Origin of the sequence: Pantoea brenneri (assembly GCF_038594305.1) — a bacterium.
Taxonomy (GTDB): domain Bacteria; phylum Pseudomonadota; class Gammaproteobacteria; order Enterobacterales; family Enterobacteriaceae; genus Pantoea; species Pantoea brenneri.
On record NZ_JBCGBG010000005.1, the window covers coordinates 28,865 to 51,152 of the forward strand.

20 protein-coding genes are annotated in these 22,288 nt (G+C 57.3%); 6 read left to right on the forward strand and 14 right to left on the reverse strand.

The genetic code is table 11. The features are described from left to right. Window positions 1-10 precede the first annotated feature (10 nt). Entirely contained in the window at window positions 11-1,288 is a 1,278-nt protein-coding gene (locus AABB92_RS17550) for a cytosine deaminase (protein WP_031376797.1), read from the reverse strand. A 220-nt stretch (window positions 1,289-1,508) separates the two neighbouring features. Between AABB92_RS17550 and nirB the strand changes: the two genes are divergently transcribed. From nirB to cysG, 3 genes are read left to right on the forward strand one after another with little or no spacing between them, the layout of a single operon-like run. Continuing rightward, window positions 1,509-4,046: a nitrite reductase large subunit NirB gene (gene nirB / locus AABB92_RS17555; RefSeq protein ID WP_031376796.1), complete on the forward strand. Its 2,538-nt coding sequence runs from the start codon at window positions 1,509-1,511 to the stop codon at window positions 4,044-4,046. Next, entirely contained in the window at window positions 4,046-4,372 is a 327-nt protein-coding gene (nirD, locus tag AABB92_RS17560; RefSeq protein WP_031376795.1) for a nitrite reductase small subunit NirD, read from the forward strand. The genes nirB and nirD overlap by 1 nt, the downstream gene beginning before the upstream one ends. 48 nt (window positions 4,373-4,420) lie before the next feature. Continuing rightward, window positions 4,421-5,785 carry a siroheme synthase CysG gene (cysG, locus tag AABB92_RS17565; RefSeq protein ID WP_031376794.1) on the forward strand — a complete coding sequence of 455 codons (1,365 nt, stop codon included), beginning with the start codon at window positions 4,421-4,423 and terminating at the stop codon, window positions 5,783-5,785. A gap of 65 nt (window positions 5,786-5,850) precedes the next feature. Here the strand turns inward: cysG and trpS are convergent, their stop codons facing one another. The 12 genes from trpS to pilM form a co-directional block, all read right to left on the reverse strand. Continuing rightward, window positions 5,851-6,855 (reverse strand): tryptophan--tRNA ligase, encoded by a 1,005-nt coding sequence (gene trpS, locus AABB92_RS17570; RefSeq protein WP_031376793.1) that lies wholly within the window; start codon window positions 6,853-6,855, stop codon window positions 5,851-5,853. 16 nt (window positions 6,856-6,871) lie between these two features. Further along, a complete protein-coding gene (locus AABB92_RS17575) occupies window positions 6,872-7,549 on the reverse strand; it encodes a phosphoglycolate phosphatase (protein ID WP_031376792.1) in 678 nt (225 codons plus the stop codon). Next, window positions 7,533-8,216, reverse strand: coding sequence for a ribulose-phosphate 3-epimerase (gene rpe / locus AABB92_RS17580; protein WP_031376791.1), 684 nt, complete (start codon window positions 8,214-8,216; stop codon window positions 7,533-7,535). The genes AABB92_RS17575 and rpe overlap by 17 nt, the downstream gene beginning before the upstream one ends. A gap of 67 nt (window positions 8,217-8,283) precedes the next feature. Continuing rightward, window positions 8,284-9,099, reverse strand: coding sequence for an adenine-specific DNA-methyltransferase (dam, locus tag AABB92_RS17585; protein WP_031376790.1), 816 nt, complete (start codon window positions 9,097-9,099; stop codon window positions 8,284-8,286). Window positions 9,100-9,194: 95 nt separating this feature from the next. Further along, on the reverse strand, window positions 9,195-10,235 hold the full coding sequence (locus AABB92_RS17590; RefSeq protein WP_046289361.1) for an SPOR domain-containing protein: 1,041 nt from the start codon (window positions 10,233-10,235) through the stop codon (window positions 9,195-9,197). Window positions 10,236-10,307: 72 nt separating this feature from the next. Continuing rightward, window positions 10,308-11,396 (reverse strand): 3-dehydroquinate synthase, encoded by a 1,089-nt coding sequence (aroB, locus tag AABB92_RS17595; RefSeq protein ID WP_046289362.1) that lies wholly within the window; start codon window positions 11,394-11,396, stop codon window positions 10,308-10,310. A 38-nt stretch (window positions 11,397-11,434) separates the two neighbouring features. After that, a complete protein-coding gene (gene aroK, locus AABB92_RS17600) occupies window positions 11,435-11,956 on the reverse strand; it encodes a shikimate kinase AroK (RefSeq protein WP_003852989.1) in 522 nt (173 codons plus the stop codon). Between the two features lie 363 nt (window positions 11,957-12,319). After that, the gene (hofQ, locus tag AABB92_RS17605) at window positions 12,320-13,591 is read right to left on the reverse strand and encodes a DNA uptake porin HofQ (protein WP_072051026.1); all 1,272 of its coding nucleotides are present in this window, start codon (window positions 13,589-13,591) and stop codon (window positions 12,320-12,322) included. Beyond that, on the reverse strand, window positions 13,530-13,913 hold the full coding sequence (locus AABB92_RS17610; protein ID WP_031375666.1) for a HofP DNA utilization family protein: 384 nt from the start codon (window positions 13,911-13,913) through the stop codon (window positions 13,530-13,532). The genes hofQ and AABB92_RS17610 overlap by 62 nt, the downstream gene beginning before the upstream one ends. Then, on the reverse strand, window positions 13,903-14,406 hold the full coding sequence (locus tag AABB92_RS17615) for a HofO family protein (RefSeq protein ID WP_031375665.1): 504 nt from the start codon (window positions 14,404-14,406) through the stop codon (window positions 13,903-13,905). Before AABB92_RS17615 ends, AABB92_RS17610 begins: the two co-directional genes overlap by 11 nt. Beyond that, window positions 14,399-14,941 (reverse strand): PilN domain-containing protein, encoded by a 543-nt coding sequence (locus AABB92_RS17620; protein WP_031375664.1) that lies wholly within the window; start codon window positions 14,939-14,941, stop codon window positions 14,399-14,401. The genes AABB92_RS17615 and AABB92_RS17620 overlap by 8 nt, the downstream gene beginning before the upstream one ends. After that, the gene (pilM, locus tag AABB92_RS17625; RefSeq protein WP_031375663.1) at window positions 14,941-15,747 is read right to left on the reverse strand and encodes a type IV pilus biogenesis protein PilM; all 807 of its coding nucleotides are present in this window, start codon (window positions 15,745-15,747) and stop codon (window positions 14,941-14,943) included. The genes AABB92_RS17620 and pilM overlap by 1 nt, the downstream gene beginning before the upstream one ends. Before the next feature lie 117 nt (window positions 15,748-15,864). On the opposite strand from pilM, the gene mrcA reads away from it, so the two are divergent. Continuing rightward, window positions 15,865-18,408 (forward strand): peptidoglycan glycosyltransferase/peptidoglycan DD-transpeptidase MrcA, encoded by a 2,544-nt coding sequence (mrcA, locus tag AABB92_RS17630; RefSeq protein WP_031375662.1) that lies wholly within the window; start codon window positions 15,865-15,867, stop codon window positions 18,406-18,408. Window positions 18,409-18,484: 76 nt separating this feature from the next. Here the strand turns inward: mrcA and nudE are convergent, their stop codons facing one another. Further along, window positions 18,485-19,051 carry an ADP compounds hydrolase NudE gene (gene nudE / locus AABB92_RS17635; protein WP_031375661.1) on the reverse strand — a complete coding sequence of 189 codons (567 nt, stop codon included), beginning with the start codon at window positions 19,049-19,051 and terminating at the stop codon, window positions 18,485-18,487. 390 nt (window positions 19,052-19,441) lie between these two features. On the opposite strand from nudE, the gene AABB92_RS17640 reads away from it, so the two are divergent. Beyond that, entirely contained in the window at window positions 19,442-21,577 is a 2,136-nt protein-coding gene (locus tag AABB92_RS17640; protein WP_031375660.1) for an intracellular growth attenuator family protein, read from the forward strand. A 53-nt stretch (window positions 21,578-21,630) separates the two neighbouring features. Then, entirely contained in the window at window positions 21,631-22,281 is a 651-nt protein-coding gene (yrfG, locus tag AABB92_RS17645) for a GMP/IMP nucleotidase (protein ID WP_031375659.1), read from the forward strand. The last annotated feature ends 7 nt before the right edge of the window (window positions 22,282-22,288 follow it).

Sequence of the window (22,288 nt, forward strand, 5' to 3'; positions counted from 1 at the left end):
GCCCTGCTTGTCAGCGCCGGAAGTCGACGCGCTCCTGCTCCCGCCAGTAAATCTCAGTCTCAGCCGGTCTGGTTGCCGCAATCACTTCACCGCGACGCAGTGAATAGCGCACCGGAACCTGTCTTCTTACCGCATCAAAGCCGCTCTCGGCAGGCAGAATGATCAGGCTGGCCTCGTGGCCGCTCTGAATACCGTAGCCGGAAAGCTGCAGAGTTCTGGCACTGTTATGGGTAATCAGATCTAAGCCGGCATCAATCTGTTCGTAACCCATCAACTGGCAGACGTGCAATCCCATATGCAGCACCTGCAGCATGTTCGCGGTGCCCAGCGGATACCAGGGATCAAACACATCATCGTGCCCGAAGCAGACGTTAATCTCCGCCTCCAGCATCTCTTTCACCCGCGTAATGCCGCGCCGCTTAGGATAGTGGTCGAAACGGCCCTGCAGATGAATGTTAACCAGCGGATTAGCGACAAAATTAATGCCTGACAGTTTTAACAGACGGAACAGCCGCGAGGTGTAGGCACCGTTATAAGAGTGCATAGCGGTAGTGTGGCTGGCGGTGACCCGCGCGCCGTTACCGTCACGATGCGCCAGCGCCGCCACGGTTTCGACAAAGCGCGACTGCTCATCGTCAATTTCATCGCAGTGCACATCAATCAGCTTGTCGTAGCGGTTGGCCAGCGCAAAAGTTTTGTGCAGTGACTCAACGCCATATTCGCGGGTGAATTCGTAATGCGGAATCGCCCCGACGACATCTGCGCCGAGCCGCAATGCTTCTTCCAGCAACGCTTCACCATTGGGATAAGAGAGAATGCCCTCCTGCGGAAAAGCGACAATCTGCAGAGTTATCCACGGTGCCACCTCTTCTTTCAGCTCCAGCATCGCTTTTAACGCGGTCAGGCTGGGGTCGGAGACGTCGACATGGGTACGGACAAACTGAATGCCGTTGGCGATCTGCCATTTCAGCGTCTGTAATGCCCGCTGCTTCACGTCCTGATGACTGAGCAGCGCCTTGCGCTCAGCCCAGCGCTCAATGCCTTCAAATAGCGTACCGGACTGATTCCAGGTCGGTTCACCGGCAGTCTGGGTGGTATCAAGATGAATATGCGGTTCAATGAACGGCGCACAGGCGAGGCCGCCCTCACCGTCCAGCGATGCCTCCACCGGCGTCGCCTGCTGCGGCTGGGGAGTGATACGGGCAATGTGACCGTCGGCAATTTCAATCTGCCATAAGCCCTCTCGCCAGGGTAAACGCACGTTATTAATCCACTTAAGTGAAGCCATTAGCCGCTCCTTTTCCGGTTAACCGTCTGCGGTTAAAACTAGCACGATTCACCGCGTCGCGGACAACGCCCTTAACCCCTTTACAGGCTTACCGGATAAAGTTAATTCAAATCAACCACCTACCTCTAAATAGGTATATGAAGGAGCGGTTGATGTATATCAATGAGCGCCAGAAATGGCGCGCTATTGTAGCCGCAGATATCGTAAATTTGAGGCAAAAATGAGCAAGCACAATGTCGTCATTATCGGTAACGGCATGGTCGGGCACCGTTTTATAGAAGAATTACTTGAGAAGGCTGAACCTGACCAGTTTTCGCTAACCGTCTTTTGTGAAGAGCCGCGTGTCGCCTACGATCGTGTCCACCTTTCCGCCTACTTCTCTCACCACACAGCCGAAGAGCTATCCCTGGTTCGCGACGGGTATTATGAGCGGCATCAGGTCAACCTGCTGCTGGGTGAACGCGCCATTACCATCAACCGCGACGAGAAGCTGATTCACTCCAATACCGGCCGCGCGGTGCATTACGACACGCTGGTGTTCGCCACCGGATCTTATCCGTGGATCCCGCCGATTAACGGCGCAGAAGGCAGCGACTGCTTTGTCTATCGCACCATCGAAGATCTTAACGCTATCGAAGCCTGCTCGCGCCGCAGCAAACGCGGTGCGGTAATCGGCGGTGGACTGCTGGGACTGGAAGCGGCGGGCGCGCTGAAAAACCTCGGCGTCGAAACCCATGTGATTGAGTTCGCGCCGGTGCTGATGGCTGAACAGCTCGATCGGCAAGGCGGCGAGCAGTTACGCCGTAAAATCGAGCAGATGGGCGTGCGGGTACATACCGGTAAAAATACCCAACAGATCCACCATCATGAAAACGGCGGTAAAACGCTGCAATTTGCCGATGGCAGCGAGCTGGAGGTCGATTTCATCGTCTTCTCGACCGGTATCCGGCCGCAGGACAAGCTGGCAAAACAGTGTGGATTAGCACTGGGGCCGCGCGGTGGCATCGCCATTAATGATCAGTGCCTGACCAGCGATAGCGACATCTACGCCATCGGTGAATGCGCCGCCTGGCAGAACCGGGTCTACGGACTGGTAGCACCAGGCTACAAAATGGCGCAGGTCGCCAGCGATACCCTGCTGGGCCGCCCCAACGCCTTCACCGGTGCCGACATGAGCGCCAAACTGAAATTGCTGGGTGTCGATGTGGGCGGCATTGGTGATGCGCGTGGCACCACGCCAGGCGCACGCAGTGTGGTGTGGCTGGATGAGAGTAAATCGATCTACAAACGTTTAATTCTCAGCGAAGATCAGCAAACCCTGCTCGGCGCAGTGCTGGTGGGCGATACCAGCGACTACGGCAACCTGCTGCAGCTGGTGCTGAATGCGATACCGCTGCCCGCCAATCCGGAAGCGCTGATTTTACCGGCCGGCAGCGGCGAAAAACCGGCCATCGGGGTCGACTCGCTGCCCGACAGCGCGCAAATTTGTTCCTGCTTTGACGTCAGCAAAGGTGACATCATTAACGCGGTACAGGCTGGCTGCCACACGGTAGCGGCGCTGAAAAGCGCCACCCGCGCCGGCACCGGCTGCGGCGGCTGTATTCCATTGATTACTCAGGTACTGAACAGCGAACTGAGCCGTCAGGGAATTGAGGTCAATAACCATCTTTGCGAACACTTCGCTTATTCGCGTCAGGAGCTGTATCACCTGATTCAGGTCGAAGAGATCAAAACGTTTGACGATTTGCTGGCGAAATATGGTCAGGGCTACGGCTGTGAAGTGTGTAAACCGACGGTCGGTTCCCTGCTCGCTTCGTGCTGGAATGAGTATGTGCTCAAGCCACAACATGCCCCGCTACAGGACAGCAACGATCTCTATCTCGGCAATATCCAGAAAGACGGTACCTATTCGGTGATCCCGCGCTCGCCGGGCGGTGAAATCTCGCCGCAGGGATTGAAAGCGGTGGGCGATATTGCCGAACGCTACCAGCTCTACACCAAAATTACCGGCTCGCAGCGCATCGGCATGTTCGGTGCCCGCAAAGAGGATTTGCCCGCCATCTGGTCTGAGCTGATTGCCGCGGGCTTTGAGACAGGCCAGGCCTACGCCAAAGCGCTGCGCATGGCAAAAACCTGTATTGGCAGTACCTGGTGCCGCTATGGCGTGGGCGACAGCCTCGGCTTTGGCGTGATGCTGGAGAATCGCTACAAAGGCATTCGCACCCCGCATAAAATGAAGTTTGGCGTCTCCGGCTGTACCCGTGAGTGTGCTGAAGCACAGGGTAAAGATGTCGGCATCATCGCCACCGAAAAAGGCTGGAATCTCTACGTCTGCGGCAACGGCGGCATGAAACCACGCCATGGCGATCTGCTGGCAGCGGATCTCGATCAGCAGACGCTGGTGACCTATCTTGACCGCTTCATGATGTTCTATATCCGCACCGCCGATCGCCTGCAGCGTACCTCAACGTGGCTGGAGAGTCTGGAAGGCGGTATCGACTATCTGCGTAAAGTGATCGTTGACGATAAGCTGGGCCTCAACAGCCATCTCGAGCAGGAAATGAAGCGGCTGCGTGCCAGCGTCCACTGCGAGTGGAAAGCTACGCTCGAAGAGAACAGCAACCTGACGCACTTCGCTCACTTTATTAACTCATCGCAGCGCGATCCGGCGATACAGGTGGTGGCCGAACGCGATCAGCATCGTCCGGCGCGCCCTGAAGAACGCATCGCCGTCACCCTGATTGAGGAGACTGAATAATGAGCCAGTGGAATGCAGTGTGTCAGCTGACACAAATCCTGCCCGCCACCGGTGTTTGCGCACTGGTGAAAGGTCAGCAGATTGCTATCTTTCGTCCACGGAACGATGAGCAACTGTATGCCATCAGCAATATCGACCCGTTTGCCGAGGCCAGCGTGTTATCGCGCGGCATTATCGCCGAGCATCAGTCAACGTTATGGGTCGCCAGCCCGCTGAAAAAACAGCACTTTCGTCTTTGCGATGGCTATTGCATGGAAGATGAAACGCGCTCAGTGGCAGCGTATCCGGTGCGGGTGAATGCGGGCCAGGTCGAAGTCTGTCTCTGATTCCCGTCTACTGCCCGCCGCTGGCGGGCTTTTTTTTGAGGACCGCTTATGGACTATTTCCCGCTGTTTTGTCGGCTGCAGGGCAAACGTTGCCTGCTGGTTGGCGCGGGCGAAGTGGCTGAGCGCAAAGCCCGCCTGCTGCTGGAGGCCGGGGCCGATCTGTGGGTTGGCGCACGCGACTTCTCGCCCGCCTTCCGGCAATGGGCGCAGCAGCAAGCCGTGACCCTGTTGCCCGGCGAGTTTGATCCGCACTGGCTGACCGATTGCTGGCTGGTAGTAGCCGCCACCAACGATGATGCGGTCAATCAGCAGGTGGCAGCGGTGGCCGAACGTCAGCGAATTTTCTGCAACCTGGTCGATGCGCCGCAACAGGCCAGCGCCATTATGCCCTCCATCATTGACCGTTCGCCGCTGATGGTGGCGGTCTCATCGGGTGGCCGTGCGCCGGTGCTGGCCCGCTTACTGCGGGAGAAACTGGAAGCAATGTTGCCGCAACATCTGGGCCAACTGGCGCAGCGGGCAGGCAGCTTACGGGCGCAGGTAAAGCAGCAGTTTGCATCGATTGCCGCACGCCGACACTTCTGGGAGCGTTTTTTTAGCAGTGAGCGGCTGGCGCAAACCCTGGCAAACGGCGATGGCGAACGTGCTCAGCAGTTAACTGAGGCGCTGTTTGCGGCGGATTTGCCGACGCAGGGTGAAGTGACGCTGGTGGGTGCCGGTCCCGGTGATGCCGGTTTGCTGACGCTGAAAGGGCTGCAGCAGATCCAGCAGGCAGATATCGTGGTGTATGACCGGCTGGTCTCTGAACAGGTGCTTAACCTGGTGCGACGCGATGCCGAGCGTATCTTTGTCGGCAAGCGCGCCGGTCACCACTGCGTACCGCAGGAGGCGATCAACCAGCTGTTGCTGGAGCAGGCGCAGCGCGGTAAACGGGTGGTGCGGCTGAAAGGCGGCGATCCATTTATCTTTGGCCGCGGTGGCGAAGAGCTGGAGATGCTGGCGCAGCACCAGATTCCGTTCAGCGTGGTGCCCGGCATCACGGCGGCCTCAGGCTGTGCGGCGTACAGCGGCATTCCCCTGACCCACCGCGATCATGCACAAAGCGTCAGGCTGGTCACCGGGCATCTGCAGAAAGAGGGAACGCTCTGCTGGCAGACGCTGGCGGCGGAGCAGCAAACGCTGGTGTTTTATATGGGGCTGACGCAGGCCGCAGAGATTCAGCATCAGCTGCTGCAGCACGGTATGCGCAGCGATATGCCGGTCGCGCTGGTAGAAAACGGTACCAGCCCCCGTCAGCGCGTGGTCACCGGCACCCTGACCGAACTGGCAGCGCTGGCGCAACAGGTCAGCAGCCCGAGCCTGATGATCATCGGCAGCGTGGTCAGCCTGCGCGATAAGCTGCGCTGGTTTTAACGGTTGAGCAACGCATAAGAAAACGGCGGGCTATAAGCCCGCCGTCTGTGCTGTTGGCAATGCCGTTACGGCATGGCGACAAAGCCGACTGCTTCGTAGACTTTTTTCAGGGTTTCCTGCGCCTGGGCACGGGCTTTCGCCGCACCGTCACGCATCACCTGCTCCAGCAACGCGTCGTCGTTACGGAAACGATGATAGCGTTCCTGCAGCTCGGACAGCATGCCTGAGACCGAATCCGCTACCGCCCCTTTCAGGTGGCCATACATCTTGCCTTCGAACTCCTGCTCCAGCTCAACGATGCTTTTTCCGGTCACGCCCGACAAAATATCCAGCAGGTTAGAGACGCCCGCTTTCTCTTTCACGTCGTAGCGCACCACTGGCGGCTCTTCGGAGTCGGTTACCGCGCGCTTGATCTTCTTCACGACCGATTTCGGATCTTCCAGCAGGCCGATCACGTTATTACGGTTTTCATCTGACTTGGACATTTTCTTCGTCGGTTCCAGCAGCGACATGACGCGCGCGCCTGACTTCGGAATAAACGGCTCTGGCACTTTGAAAACGTCGCCATACAGCGCATTGAAGCGATGAGCGATATCGCGGCTCAGCTCCAGATGCTGCTTCTGATCTTCACCAACCGGGACCTGATGGGTCTGATAGAGCAGAATATCGGCCGCCATCAGCACCGGATAGTCGAACAGGCCGGCATTGATGTTCTCTTCGTAACGCGCCGACTTATCCTTGAACTGCGTCATACGGCTGAGTTCACCGAAATAGGCGTAGCAGTTAAGGATCCAGCTCAGTTGGGTGTGCTCTGGCACATGCGACTGAACAAAGATGGTGCTCTTTTGCGGATCGATACCGCAGGCGAGATAGAGCGCCAGCGTATCCAGCGTGGCTTTACGCAACGCGACGGGATCCTGTCGAACGGTAATGGCGTGCAGATCGACGATGCAGTAAATGCAGTGGAAATCATCCTGCATCTGCACCCACTGACGCAGCGCACCCATATAGTTGCCAATGGTCAGTTCGCCGGACGGCTGTGCGCCGCTGAAAACAATGGGTTTGCTCATGCTTAAGTCCTGATAATTACAGCCCGAGAGCGGGCAAAAGTTGGTCAAAAGAGTCGAGTGTGACGTTGGGCTGGCTACTGGCAATCGATTCGCCATAGTTGTAGCCATAGGTCATGCCGACATTGGGCACGCCAGCCGCCTGGGCAGCCTGAATATCGTTACGCGAATCGCCGACAAACAGCAGCTGATCGGGCAGGACACCAAAGGTCCCCAGCACCAGAAAGATCGCGGCAGGATGCGGTTTCTTCACCGGCACATCGTCACCGCCGATAATCAGCGAAAAAGCCTCTGCAATGCCAAGCGATTGCAGCAGTGGCGCGACAAAGGGCGTCGGCTTATTGGTGACAATCGCCAGCGGTAAACCGGTGGCCTGCAGCGCAGCCAGCGTCTGCTTCACCTGCGGGAACAGCGTGCTGCCCGCATCAACCGTGTCAGCATAGTGTTTGTCGAACAGGGCACGCGCATCGTGCTGCTCGTCCGGCTGCGGCTCACGGCCCAGCGCAAAAGTCAGGGCGCGCGACATCATGATGTCCGCTCCGTTACCAATCCAGGTTGAGACGCGCTCAAGGCCGGCGACCGGCAGGCTGAGATCTTTCAGCGTCCGATCGATCGCCTCAGCGAGACCCGGCGCGCTATCGACCAGCGTGCCGTCGAGGTCAAACGCCAGCGCCCGGATATCAGTGAAATGAGCCATTGGCTTTCTCCAGTTCGTTACGCATCTCGTCGATCACTTTTTTGTAATCCGGGTGACCGAAGATGGCAGAACCGGCGACAAACATGTCGGCGCCAGCAGCCGCGATCTGACCGATGTTATCTATCTTCACGCCACCATCCACTTCGAGACGAATATTGTAACCGCTCTGATCGATACGCTTGCGCGCTTCACGCAGCTTATCCAGCGTACCAGGGATAAACGACTGGCCGCCAAAGCCCGGATTAACCGACATCAGCAGAATAATATCCAGCTTATCCATGACGTAATCGAGGTAGCTCAGCGGGGTTGCCGGATTGAATACCAGCCCGGCTTTGCAGCCATGTTCTTTAATCAGCTGCAGGGTGCGATCAACGTGCTCGCTGGCTTCGGGATGAAAGGTGATGTAGGTCGCGCCTGCACGGGCGAACTCGGGGATCAACGCATCCACCGGTTTGACCATCAGATGGACATCGATCGGCGCGGTGATGCCATAGTCGCGCAACGCTTTCAGTACCATCGGTCCCATGGTCAGGTTGGGAACATAGTGGTTATCCATCACGTCGAAGTGAACTACGTCGCCTCCGGCCTCCAGCGCTTTCGCGGTATCTTCGCCCAGGCGAGCAAAGTCCGCCGAAAGGATTGAAGGGGCCAGCAAATATTGTTTCATCCGATTCTCCCACTGTTGTGCGCCAGCCCTGCGGCTGGCGTAATGCGTTGGTCGCGGACGAAACAGACTAGCTATAGAGCGCCAGCAGTTCGTCGACCTTAGTGCGACCGGCTATGCTTCGGCTAATGGAACGCCGGGCTTTGACCACATGTAACACTGCATCCTGATACCACAAACGCGTCAGTGCAGTGTCGTGGTTAGAAATCAGTACCGGAATCCGGTGTTCTGACGAGGCCAGCTGTGCCGCTAACGTCGCCAGATGCTGCTGCTCGCGCAGGCTAAAACTGTTGGTGTGATAAGCCGTGAAGTTCGCCGTCGCCGACAGCGGCGCATAGGGCGGATCACAATATACCACGGAGCCTTTACCGGCATTGTTCAGGGTAACATCGTACGATTCACAGACAAACGTCGCTTTTTGCGCGCGCTCGGCAAACCATAACAGTTCTGCTTCCGGAAAGTAGGGTTTGCGATAGCGGCCAAACGGCACGTTGAATTCGCCACGCAGGTTATAGCGGCATAAACCGTTGTAACAGTGACGATTCAGATAGAGGAAAAGCAGCGCGCGCTGGTAGGCGTCGGTGCTGAGATTAAATTCGGTACGACGCAGGTAATAGCAGGCTTCGTTGTTACCTTCCGGGGTAAACAGCAGCTGCGCGTCACGAATAAAATCCGCCGTGCGCGTTTTGACAATGTTGTAGAGATTGATCAGATCGCTGTTGATATCGGCAAGATGGTAGCGATCAAAATCGGTATTGAGAAACACCGATCCCGCACCAACAAACGGCTCGATCAAACAGTCGCCTTGCGGCAGGTAGCGATGGATCTCTTCTACTAAGGGAAATTTTCCCCCTGCCCATTTCAGGAAAGCGCGATTTTTTTTCATGCTGTCGTGGTTATTACATCTTATTGTGAGGCTGTGGCTGGACCGACAGCAGATCTGCGCTTAAAACGGGGCCAGTAACGCTGGCCCCACATCAATTATTGACTGGCTTCTTTCTTAACCTGGCTAACCGGTTTAACCCACGGATTCTGTGCCCGGACTTCCGCTGGCAGCGATGCCACAGCGCGTTTGGCATCTGCCGGTGTTGCGTATGATCCACTCACCAGCACGTACCACGACTGACCGTTGCGGGTGGTTTTGTAGACGTGATACGCACTCAGATTCTGTTTTTTCGCCCAGGCATTCAGACTTTCCGCTTTGGACGCGCCGCTCAGTTGCAGCGTATAGCTGCCGCCTGGCAGTGATTTGCTGGCTGAACTGCTGCTGGCTGCGGCCGAACTGCTGGCCGCGGTATTGCCGGTAGGCGTGCGGGCTGGCGTCGTATGCGTCCGGCTGTCACTGGTAGTCGCAGGCTTCGAGGCAGTCTTGCGGCCGGCGTCGTGCGCAGGGCGCGTCGGCGACGTCGCTTTGTTCGGCGTCTGACGGCTGACCGGGGCGGTGACCGGGTTGGCTGCGGTTCCGGCATTGCCACTGACGGTGGCCGGCGCAGTTGGCAGCGAGCTACCATTTTGCGCGCCGGTCGCGGCACTGTCGACCTGCTGCTGCTGATTCGTCAGTGCGCTGTTGAGATCGCCAGGTAAAGTGACGCGCTGCTGATTGGCTGGCGTATCAACCGGGGCTGCCTGGGTTGGCGTTGAGGCCACCGGCGGCATCGAGACATCGCGCTGCGGGTTGCTGGCCGCATCACCACTGGCCGGCGCGCTATTTTCGGTCGCCGTCAGAGAGGTCTGACCACCCGACATTGAAGAGGAGCCGGTCAGATCAATATTTTTCTCGCTGTTCGATCCACCGCCAGTGGCGGGCGCATTGCCGCCGGTCGCGGGCTTCTTATCATCCGGGCCATTCAGCGCCGAACCAATGCCCAGCACCAGTAACAACAGCACCAGAATCCCCACACCCATCATGATGCGCTGGCGTGAAACCGGTATTTTTGCTGCGGTAGACGCCTTACGTGGGCGCGAGGGACGACGGTCACTGGCGTCAGGTTTTAACTCGTCTTCCGGTTTGAACTCATCCATTATGCCTCCTCCGTAAAGCGGCATTCCGCACTGCGCACCCGGCGCGCCGCGTCACCACTTAACTGCTTAATATCAAGATTTCTGGCAATCGTTAATTGCAGCCAGCACCATATCATGCGCCACGCCGCCACGCACTTCAGAGCGGCCAATTGACAACGGAAGCACCAGCCGTAATTCACCCGCCAGTACTTTCTTGTCGCGCATCATATGAGGCAAGTACATCTCTGCGCTCATCTCCTGCGGACCGTGCACCGGTAAACCGGCACGCTGCAGCAGCGTGATGATACGTTCAGTCTGTTGCGGGCTGAACTGGCCCAGACGTTCAGCGGTACGCGCGGCCATCACCATGCCTGCAGCAATTGCTTCACCGTGCAGCCAGTTGCCGTAGCCCATCTGCGCTTCAATGGCATGACCAAAGGTATGGCCCAGATTGAGCAGTGCGCGCTGTCCGGTTTCCCGTTCATCGGCAGCCACCACGTCCGCTTTCAGTTCACAACAGCGACGAATGCAATAAGCCAGCGCCTGTTCATCCAGCGCCAGCAAGGCGTCAAGGTTCTGCTCCAGCCACTGGAAAAACGCACCATCAAGAATGATGCCGTACTTAATTACTTCGGCCAGACCGGACGCCAGTTCACGTGCCGGCAGCGAGTGCAGACACGCGGTATCAATCACCACCGAAGCGGGCTGATAAAACGCGCCAATCATGTTTTTGCCGAGCGGATGGTTTACGGCTGTTTTGCCGCCAACCGAAGAGTCAACCTGCGACAGTAAGGTGGTCGGCACCTGAATAAAGCGCACGCCACGCTGATAACTGGCCGCAGCAAAACCGGTAAGATCGCCAATAACGCCACCGCCCAGGGCGATCAGCGTCGTATCACGACCGTGCGGTTTTTGCAGTAAAGCGGTAAAGACCTGATCCATCACGGCCAGCGTTTTGTACTGCTCGCCGTCGGGTAAAATCACCTGATCCACTTTCACACCCGCCGCCGTCAGTAGCGCTGTCAGTTTGTCGAGATAAAGCGGAGCCAGCGTCTGGTTAGTCACCACCATGGCGTTTTCGCCCGCGGTCAGCGGCCAAAAAGAAGCCGGATCGTTAAACAGTCCGGCGGCGATAGTGATGGGGTAACTGCGTTCCCCCAGTGAGACGGTGATCTTCTCCATGATGCTCGATACCTGTTAAAGAGCCTTCGAACGTTGGATCAACTTTTTTCCAACATGTGGATAATCTGATTCGCCACCACTTTCGCACTTTGATCATCTGTGCGAATAGTCACATCGGCGATCTCTTCGTAAAGCGGGTTACGTTCGCCAGCCAGCGCTTCAAGCACTTCACGCGGCGGTGAATCCACCTGCAGCAACGGACGTTTTTTGTCACGTTGAGTGCGCGCCAGTTGCTTTTCGATGGTGGTCTCAAGATAAACCACGACGCCGCGGGCGGAGAGACGATTACGCGTTTCCCGGGATTTGACGGAGCCACCGCCTGTTGCCAGGACGATGCCTTGCTTTTCAGTCAGTTCGTTAATGATTTTTTCTTCGCGATCGCGAAAGCCAGCTTCGCCTTCGACGTCAAAAACCCAGCCCACATCCGCTCCGGTGCGTCGCTCAATTTCCTGATCGGAATCGAAGAACTCCATGTTGAGTTGCTGAGCCAACTGACGACCAATAGTGCTTTTGCCGGCACCCATCGGCCCAACCAGAAAGATATTGCGTTTCTCTGCCATTTTGTCGGTATTACTAAGAATTCGTTAATGATACCCCGCGTTCAGCATTTGCTGGCGGGACAGGAACTGAGACCTCATGAGCGTTAGCAAGAGTCAGACGAAAAATTATCTCAACACTCAAGGCTGTTTGGCAACCGATTATATTGCCTGCAGCTGATCCATTTCTGAATTGGCCTGTGGTTCGCGAAACTGTAACGCGCCAGCGCTGCGTCTTTACAACGCTGCTCACAGAGGAATTTTCTGATCTGTTTGCTGGGATTTACCCAACATAGACGGTTACACCGTATTGAAAATCGCTAAACCTTGTAAGCTAATTCCTGCCCTGCGTCAATTCGGATGGCCCTCTGGGACGAATTTTCCGTTTTATCCAGCCGTAAGCGCTGCTTCCCTGACCAATCGCGGCGTGATGAAGATCACCAGCTCCCGTTTTTTACGCTGCTCAGATTGCTGACGAAACAGCCCGCCGATCAGCGGCAGGTTGCCCAGTAACGGCACCCGATTTTCGCCCCGGGTTCGCTGCTGCTGAAATATACCGCCCAGCGCCAGCGTCTGCCCATCCCTGACAGTGACCTGAGTTTCAATCTCCTGTTTATCAATCGAGAGCACCTCGCTATCGCCGGTCCGGATGCTGCGGCCAGGCATGTTCTGGCTGATGTGAATGTTGAGCTGGATACGGCCATTGCCGGAAATGCTGGGCGTGACTTCCATGCCCAGTACTGCTTCTTTAAATTCAATACTGGTGGCGCCGCTGTTGCCCGCCGACACTTCATACGGAATTTCCGTGCCCTGCTTAATCGAGGCCGTTTGCTGATGCGAGGTAAACAGACGCGGACTGGCGATAATTTCGATCTGGTTCTCCTGTTCCAGCGCGCTTAACTCCAGATCCAGCAGCTGGCCGCCGATACGCGCCAGCGCCATACCGACACTCACGCCGGGCGAACTTAGCGCCAGTGGAATCGCCAGCCGCGGATGATGAAGCACATTCGTGACCGCCGCGTCGCCAGCCTGTAATCCCCAGTTCACGCCGAGTTCCTGTAAATGCTCTTCACTGATGGTCACGATATGCGCCGCCAGTTCAATCTGCTCCAGCGGCAGATCCAGCGCCTTTAGCCAGCGCTCCGTTTGTTGCAACGCCGCCGCCGTATCACGCAGTAACAGCGTGTTGGTGCGTTTATCGACCGTGACGCTGCCGCGCGCGGTCATCAGTGACTGGCGCTCACTCAGCAGGCTGCGGTGTACCTCGCTGGCGCTGGCATAATGCAGCAGCACCGCGCGCTGTTGCAGCGGCATCTGTTGCAACCGCTCTTTCTGCTGTTCATCCCGAGCTTGCCGTTGCGCCTGCTGCCAGCTTTCCGGATAGACCAGCAGCACATTTTCGTGCTCAACCAGCGTCAGCTTTGCCATCCGGGCCACCAGATCCAGTGCCTGCTGCCACGGCAGATCATCCAGCCGCAGCGACAACGATCCCTCAACCTCGGGTGCAATAATCAGGTTGATCTGCTGGTAGTCTGCCAGGGCCTGCAAAATGCGCTCAACCGGCGCATTATCAAATGCCAGGCTGAGACGCTGATCGTCAGCGGCGCGGGCCGGCGACAGGCAACTGACTGCCAGCAATAACGTCAGAAGGGTTCTCATGCGGGCTTCCTTTTAAATAAAATGAATGACGTTGTGCACTGCAGCTGTTTTTGATCGCTAAGGTCAGGCTGCGCCGGTCAATGGCAATGAGCTGCCACGGCGTCAGTGCAAAAGGTTGCCCGGCCCGTATCGCCCTCACCTGCCCCTGCGGCGTCAGCAGCCAGCCGTGAAAACGTGATCCGCGACCAACGATCCCCTGCAGACGCCAGCCGGTCAGCGGTTCTGCCGCTGGCAGGCAGGCGGCCCCGGCAAGCGGCTGAAACGGATCGCGGGCCAGCGCGCTGCTGCAGCACAGCACCAGAATCAGCAGGCTACGGCGCATCGTCAGGCTCCAGCCAGAGTTGTGCCACCAGATGCTCTGGCTGCGCCAGCAGCAGGAAATGCGCCGGAAACGGGGCCGCTGCCTGAACAAGTTCAGTAAACAGCGGCTGGAATTCCTGCCATTGCAGATGCAGCGTCAGAGTACGTGGCTGGGTATCGGGCTGCCACTGCTCCAGCTGGTCGCGTCGTGAAGTGAGGAGGATTTCTATCGCCTGGCCTGAGGTCCCTGAGGCTCCTGATGCAGAACGCACTGCGGGTGATATCAACTGAGCCTGCAGCAGCGCATTCGGCGGATTCTGACGCCATTGCTGCTGGCGCAGCTGCAGCGTCGTGGTCAGCGGCTTCAGGCGCTGCTGTTCAGCTGTCAGCGCTCTGAGTTCCGGCCGCAGCCACACCAGCCAGCTCAGCATCAGTAAACCGGCGGCCGCAGCTGCCAGCGCGCCGTAGCGTGCCATTGCCTTTAACTGCCACCAGCCCGTCCACCACTCACTCATCGCCAACCGCCTGAAGCTGTGCCCGCAGAGTAAAATGATATCCCCCGCCAGGCTGATGCTGAACGCGGCCCTGCGCTATCCGGCTGAACAGCGGCAGCGCCGCCAGCCGTTGACGAAATTGCCGTATCGCCTGCATATCCTGCGCCTGGCCTTCCAGCGTGAACTGGCTGTCGCGTTTCTCCAGCCGCTTCAGCCAGGCGGTCCTGGGCAGCAACACGGGTAAATCCAGCCAGAACTGCTGCCAGGCTGCCCGCTGCATCGCCTGTTGCTGCTGTTTATGGCGCAGCGCTTGCTGTACCGCGAGCTGTTCCATCAGCGCTTGTTGCCGGGCTAAACGCGCAAGCAAATCGTCCAGCGCCAGCTGCACCGTGGCGGTTTCCACTGCAGCCCGCTGCTGTAGTGCCTTTATCCGCCACAACGGCAGAATCACCACCAGCATCAGACTGACGGCGACCAGCAGCAGCACCGTCAGGCTTTGCCGTTGCTGCTGCAAATCGCGTCGCTGCCGCCAGGGCAGCAGATTGACCGCCACCATCAGCAATCCTTAATCCGCAGCGCCAGACCGGCCGCCAGCGCGAATGCACCCGGATTGGCGGGCAACGGCGGCTGCTTATACTGGAACAGATCGAAGGGTGAGAACGGTGTCACGACTGCAGGCCAGGTGACGGACTGCGAGGCACAGGCCAGTATCTGCGAGGCCTGCGGAAATGCCTGCTGTTGCAACGCCTCAACCGAAGCCGCGTCGCCCGCATCCGCAGCGGTTTGCCCATCGCTCCACAACCAGCGCTCATCCTGCTGCAACACCAGCACGTTGCCGGCGCGTAAGCGGGCCTGTTGAGCCAGCCGTTTCAGCGCCTCAGTGGTCAGTTCAAACACCTGTGGCGTTAATCCAGCCTGCAGCAGCGGTGCTGCCCACTGGTCGATCACCTCCAGCCGGGCGGCGGTAACACAGAGCTGTTCGCCCGCAGCATCCTGTCGGTAATCCAGCGCCAGCGCAGTGGGCTCCAGCGGGAAAAGACGCCGTGCCGCCGCCTGCACATAGTGCCCCAGAGCCGGCTCGTGCAGCGGCTGTGCCGGGAGCGGTAGCTGGCGCTGTAATACCAGCTGAACCGGCAAACCGACGCGCAGCGAATAGCGCCGTGGCAGGCGCTGTCGCCAGGCGGTTAAGGCCGCCAGTAATTCAGGCGAAGATTGCAGCACGCCGTTTCTTAACGTATCTTGCGGCAGCCGCTGCTGCCACCAGTGGCGTAGCTGCCAGCCATCACGTTGAGGCTGGAGGGCCAGGGCACAAATCTGCCTATTCTGAATATCCAGCCCAATTTGCCAGGTATGAAAAGCCATGCGCGCGATCTCCTTATCGTCCGGGGAAAATGGACATATCAAAGCGTCTGGCTTGCCTTTATACTACCGCGCGGTTGTTTATAAACTGCTCAAACGACAACAGATGGGAAATTCCAGGTGAAGTTCGTAAAGTATTTATTGATCCTTGCAGTGTGTTGCATGTTGTTGGGAGCAGGCTCGATTTATGGTTTGTACAAATACATAGAGCCACAGTTGCCCGATGTGAACACGCTGAAAGATGTGCGTCTGCAAACGCCGATGCAGGTTTACAGCGCTGAGGGCGATTTGATCGCGCAGTACGGTGAAATGCGCCGTATTCCTTTAAAGCTGCAGCAAGTCCCGCCTGAGATGGTGAAAGCGTTTATTGCGACTGAAGATAGCCGTTTTTATGAGCATCATGGCGTCGATCCGGTCGGCATCTTCCGTGCCGCCAGCATTGCGCTGGTGTCGGGCCACGCCTCACAGGGCGCCAGTACCATTACTCAACAGTTAGCGCGTAACTTCTTCCTGAGTCCGGAACGCACGCTGATGCGTAAAATAAAGGAAGCGTTTCTGGCGATTCGTATTGAGCAGCTGCTGAATAAAGATGAAATTCTTGAGCTCTACCTCAATAAAATTTACCTCGGCTATCGCGCCTACGGCGTCGGTGCTGCCTCGCAGGTCTATTTTGGTAAGCCGGTCGATCAGCTGTCGCTGAGTGAAATGGCGATGATTGCCGGTCTGCCGAAAGCGCCTTCGACGTTCAACCCGCTTTACTCGCACAGCCGCGCCTTATCACGTCGCAACGTGGTGCTGGCGCGCATGCTGGATCAGCATTACATCACCCAGCAGCAGTACGACGAGGCGCGTAATACGCCACTGGTGGCGAAGTATCATGGTCCGGAAATCGCCTTCTCCGCCCCTTATCTCAGCGAGATGGTGCGTCAGGAGATGGTGAAACGGTACGGTGAAAATGCCTATACCGACGGTTACAAGGTTTACACCACGGTGACCCGTCGCCTGCAGCAGGCGGCGCAGACCTCGGTGCGCAATAACGTGATGGCTTACGACATGCGTCATGGCTATCGCGGCCCGACCAGCGTGCTATGGAAAGTTGGCGAACCGGCGTGGGATCAGGCGCGGATCGAGAAAGCGCTGAAGACGCTGCCGGTCTACGGCCCGCTTCAGCCGGCGGTCGTCACCGAAGCACGGAGCGATGAGGCGACCGTGATGATGAAAGATGGCAGCAATGTCTCGCTGACCTTAGCGGGCGTTCGCTGGGCCCGTCCTTATAAGTCTGACACCGTGCAGGGCCCAACGCCGAAAAGCGTCAGCCAGGTATTACAGCCCGGCCAGCAGATCTGGGTGCGCAAGGTCGACGATGCATGGTGGCTGGGTCAGGTTCCGGATGTGAACTCCGCACTGGTCTCACTCGATCCGAACGACGGCGCAGTGCGTGCGCTGGTCGGCGGGTTCGATTTCAACCAGAGCATGTTTAACCGTGCGACTCAGGCGCTGCGTCAGGTGGGTTCGAACATCAAACCTTTCCTGTATACCGCCGCGATGGATCGTGGCCTGACGCTGGCTTCGATTCTTAATGACGTGCCGATTTCACGCTGGGATGCCGGTGCCGGTGCTGACTGGCGGCCGAAAAACTCCCCGCCAACCTATGATGGCCCGATTCGTCTGCGTCAGGGCTTAGGCCAGTCGAAGAACGTGGTGATGGTACGTGCGATGCGGGCAATGGGCGTCGATTATGCCGCAGAGTATCTGCAGCGTTTCGGCTTCCCGGCGCAAAACATCGTGCATACCGAGTCGCTGGCGCTGGGTGCGGCCTCGTTTACGCCGTTACAGGTGGTTCGCGGCTACTCAGTGATGGCTAACGGCGGATTCCTGGTCGACCCTTACTTCATCACCCGCATCGAGAATGAACAGGGCGGCGTAGTGTTTGAAGAGAAACCGAAAATTGCCTGTCCGCAGTGCAATCTGCCGGTGATCTACGGCGATACCAAAAAAGCGCTGGCACTGAACGAAGAGAGCGTTGAAAACGTGGCGGCATCCGATAAAAACCAGAATCAGGCGGTGCCACAGCCCGAACTGGAGCAGGTGCCCACCCCGCCTGAGCAGGGCAACTATGCGCCGCACGTGATCAACACGCCGCTGACCTTCCTGATCAAGAGCGCGCTGAACTCGAATATCTTCGGCGAGCCAGGCTGGATGGGTACCGGCTGGCGCGCCGGTCGTGATCTCAAGCGTAATGACATCGGCGGTAAAACCGGTACCACCAACAGCTCGAAAGATGCCTGGTTCTCCGGTTACGGTCCGGGCGTGGTGACCTCAGTGTGGATTGGCTTTGACGATGCCCGCCGCAATCTGGGCCGCAGCACGCTGTCAGGCGCGATCCCCGATCAGATTTCAGGCTATGAAGGCGGTGCGAAGAGCGCGCAGCCAGCATGGGATGAATTTATGAAGAGTGCGCTGGATGGCGTGCCGGTGCAGCCGTTAACGCCGCCAGAAGGCATTGTCACGGTGACCATCGATCGCAGTACCGGCAAGCTGGCGAACGGCGGTGGCAACACCCGTCAGGAATACTTCATCGAAGGGACTCAGCCAACCGAATATTCGGTACATGATGTCGGCACCACCATTATGGATAATGGCCAGAGCCACGAACTGTTCTGATGTGCAACGCAGATCATAAAAGGCCGACAGATGTCGGCCTTTTTTTATGCAGAATGTTTTACTCAGTAGGTCTGACTCAGTAACCCAGACGCCCCTGCTTCACCAGCCATTCGCGCGCCATAAACAGTGCACTGACGTTACGCGCCTCACGGAAATCAGGCTCCTGTAACAGTGACAACATGTCGCTCAGCGGCCAGCGATGCACGATCAGCGGTTCTGGTTCATCCCCTTCCAGCTTTTCGGCATACAGCCCTTCAGCAATCACGATGTTCATTTTGCTGGAAAAGTAGGAGGGTGCCATCGTCAGCTTGCCCAGCGGGGTCAGCTGACCTGCGCCAAAGCCCACTTCTTCTTTAAGTTCGCGGTCGGCGGCCTGATTAACCGACTCACCGGCATCGATCAGCCCTTTGGGAAAGCCCAGTTCATAGCTTTCCAGCCCCACGGCATATTCCTGAATCAGAATAAGATGGTCATCAATGATCGGCACAATCATGACCGCCTCACGTTCTGAGGGTTTCATCCGCTCATAAACGCGCCGCGCACCATTGCTAAAGGCCAGATCGACCGCTTCGATGGTAAACAATCGTGAACGCGCCACGGCTGTTACATTGAGGATGTCAGGTTTTTTTAACGGGTTTTTCATATCAGCCTCAAACTTTACTGCGCCGGCTCTCAGGAACGAATTAGCATACCTAACCGCAGACAATTGTGCGACAGTCAGACCATGAGGTTGTCGTTACGCCGTTTACGGTTAGCCACTACCCCCTTGTGGTTATCAGTATGAAAAAATTTGCATTAGTCAATACACCCCGATCAGTTTCAGATAATACCGATATTTAATTCAGTCTGAGACGGTTACCATTCGGGCAAGGCAGGGTTTAACAAATGCTAATTTAATGATTTTCAGTACTATTTTTTTGTATGCTTGACTCGTCAGAGTTGTTTAACCCCCCATAATTTGTCTTAAATAATGGGTGTATCCGGGAGCGTAAGTTTAAAGTGAAGACAGCATTTTGGCTGAGTTGAGCAGAGTATGAGCACAATCTTTACGATATTGGCCATAGTGCTAACCTGTTCAATTCTGGCAGGCATTGGGTTTTGGTACGCTATGCGGCATCGTCCGCCGTTGGCGAAACCACTGCCATTTATCAGTCCGCCCTGCCGCAAACTGTCTGATCAGGAGCGTAAGGCGGTCGATAAGTATGTCGCTGCGCTGGAAAAGCAGCCGCGCACTACCGTTACAACGGGCAAACGCGCCGCGCCTGAACGTCTGACCCTGACCGCACAAAGTAATAACGTCTATCCGGTCACCCGTGCGATTACCCGCTACGGCCTGTCGACCGACGATCCCCATAAATGGCGCTACTACCTCGATGAAGTCGAAGTTCATCTGCCGCCGCTGTGGGAGCAGTACATCACCGATGAAAACTACGTTGAACTGATCCGAACCCAATCGATCCCGCTGGTAATCTCCCTAAACGGTCATTCGCTGGTCGATTACGCTGTTGATCAACAAAGTCTGCCGACGCTGATGCGTCCGGTCTCAACCAATGCGTCGATCCGCAAAGCGGAAACCGAGAGCGTTGAGCTGCTTAAGGTGCGTAAAGAGACGCCGGAAGAGTATCGTCTGTCGCGTCCGGATGGCACCCGTGAAGCGGTCATTATCTCGCTCGCCCTGTTGTTATTCTTCTTCAGCCTGCTGGTGCCGGCCACCCTGATGATCTGGCTGGTGCTGGCTGGCGCAGCGATGATCGCCGCCAGCCTGTGGCTGCTCTATCGGGTTCCTGGTGAACGCGGCCTGCGTGATATTCACTGTCTGCGCGGCGCGCCGAAGCGCTGGGGCCTGTTCAGCGAGTCTAATCAGGAACAGAGCAACATCACGCTGGGGATTATCGACCTCGCCTATCCGCCGCACTGGCAACCTTATGTGGCGCACGATCTCGGTCAGGTTACCGATGTGGAAATCTACCTGAACCGTCAGGTGGTGCGTCAGGGCCGGTTCCTTTCGCTGCAGGATGAAGTGAAAAACTTTCCCATCCAGCGCTGGCGTAAAAACGTGGTGCTGGCCTGTGGTTCGCTGGCGGTGCTGGCTCTGCTGGTGACCTGGATCCCGCTCAGCATGCCGATCAAACTCAGCCTGGCCTGGGCTAAAGGCACCGACAGTCTGGAAGTGAGCAGCGTTGATAAGCTCAGCAGCGTGCCGCTGAATATCGGTGATAGCCTCAAGGTCACCGGCACCGGCATGTGTTCGGTGCCTGACAATTATCAGAGCAACCGTAATTACGCCTTTATGCCGTTCGACTGCTCGGCGGTCTACTGGAATAACGCGACGCCTCTGCCGCAGCCGCAGTCGGACATCATCGACAAGGCCGCCGCCCTGCTGGAGACCACGACACGGCAGCTGCACCCGGAAACCAACACCGATCCGAAACTGAACCCGCAGCTGGCCTCCGCGATTCAGAAATCCGGCATGATCCTGCTGGATGACTTCTCCGATCTGGTGATGAAGACGCAGGATTTGTGTAATCAGCCGCAGGATTGCGTGCGGTTAAAGAACGCACTGGTCAATTTAGGCAACGCGAAAGACTGGGAAGCGCTGGTGCGCCGGGCCGACTCGGGTCAGCTGAACGGTATGAATGTGCTGCTGCGTCCGGTCAGTGCCGAGGCGCTGGAAAACCTGGTGAATACCGCCACCTCGACCTTCTTCTTTCGTGAAACCCGGCGCGCGGCGGAAAACCTTAACAGCCCACCGCCAGGCGGTTTCCTGATTGTCAGCGATGAGGGTCGCCAGCTGGTGAATCAGCCTCAGCCGAGCGTTTCCCTGTTTGACCTCGATCCGCCGTCTCAGTGGCGCGAGCTGCAGCGTATGTCCGCTATGCTGCTGCACACGCCGTTCAGCGCCAGCGGCATTATCACCAGCCTGTCGACCGATGCCAACGGCACCCGCCACATCGCGCTGCATAATGAGCCGGATGCGATGGCGCAGTGGCGTTATCTCGGCACCGCCCTGCTGCTGCTGGTGCTGGTTACCTGCGCAGTGATCAACGGTCTGCTGGCGCTGCGCCGCATGCACCGTAATCGTCAGCGGATGACCGATATCCAGCACTATTACGACAAGTGCTTCAACCATAACCTCGGCACTTTGCAGGGTGTGCGCTCGTTATTCTGAGCCCTGCCCTTCTGTGCTACCCTGTCGCCCGGTTTTTTACAGGGTGAGACACCATGATCGTCGACTGGTCTGAGATTGATACCGTACTGCTGGATATGGACGGCACGCTGCTGGATTTGGCGTTTGACCGTCACTTCTGGCTGGAGCATGTGCCTGCCATCCTCAGCCAGCAACGCGGCATCACGCCGGATGAGGCGGAACAGATCATCGCGGAAAAGTATCAGGCCGTAGCTCATACGCTAAACTGGTATTGTCTGGATTACTGGGCGCAGGCACTGGCGCTGGATATCCGCACCATGACCTGGGAACTGCGCAGCCGCGTGGCGCTTCGTGCCGATACGCTGCCGTTTCTGCAGGCACTGCGACGCGCAGGCAAGCGCACCATCCTGCTCACCAATGCGCATCCTTACAATCTGGACGTCAAACTGGCGCAGACAGGTTTAGCGCCACACCTTGATTTATTACTTTCTACCCATACCTTTGGGTATCCGAAAGAAGACCAACGTTTATGGCAGGCGGTACAACAGCACACCGGCTATTGCGCACGGCGTACGCTGTTTATCGATGACAGCGAAGTGATTCTGGATGCGGCGAAGTTAGCCGGCATCGGCTGGTGCTTAGGCGTAAGTAATCCCGATTCGGGCCGTCCTGAGCAAATCTTCGAGCGTCACGTCGCGGTGAGCGATTACCAGACGCTGATCTGAGTCAGGA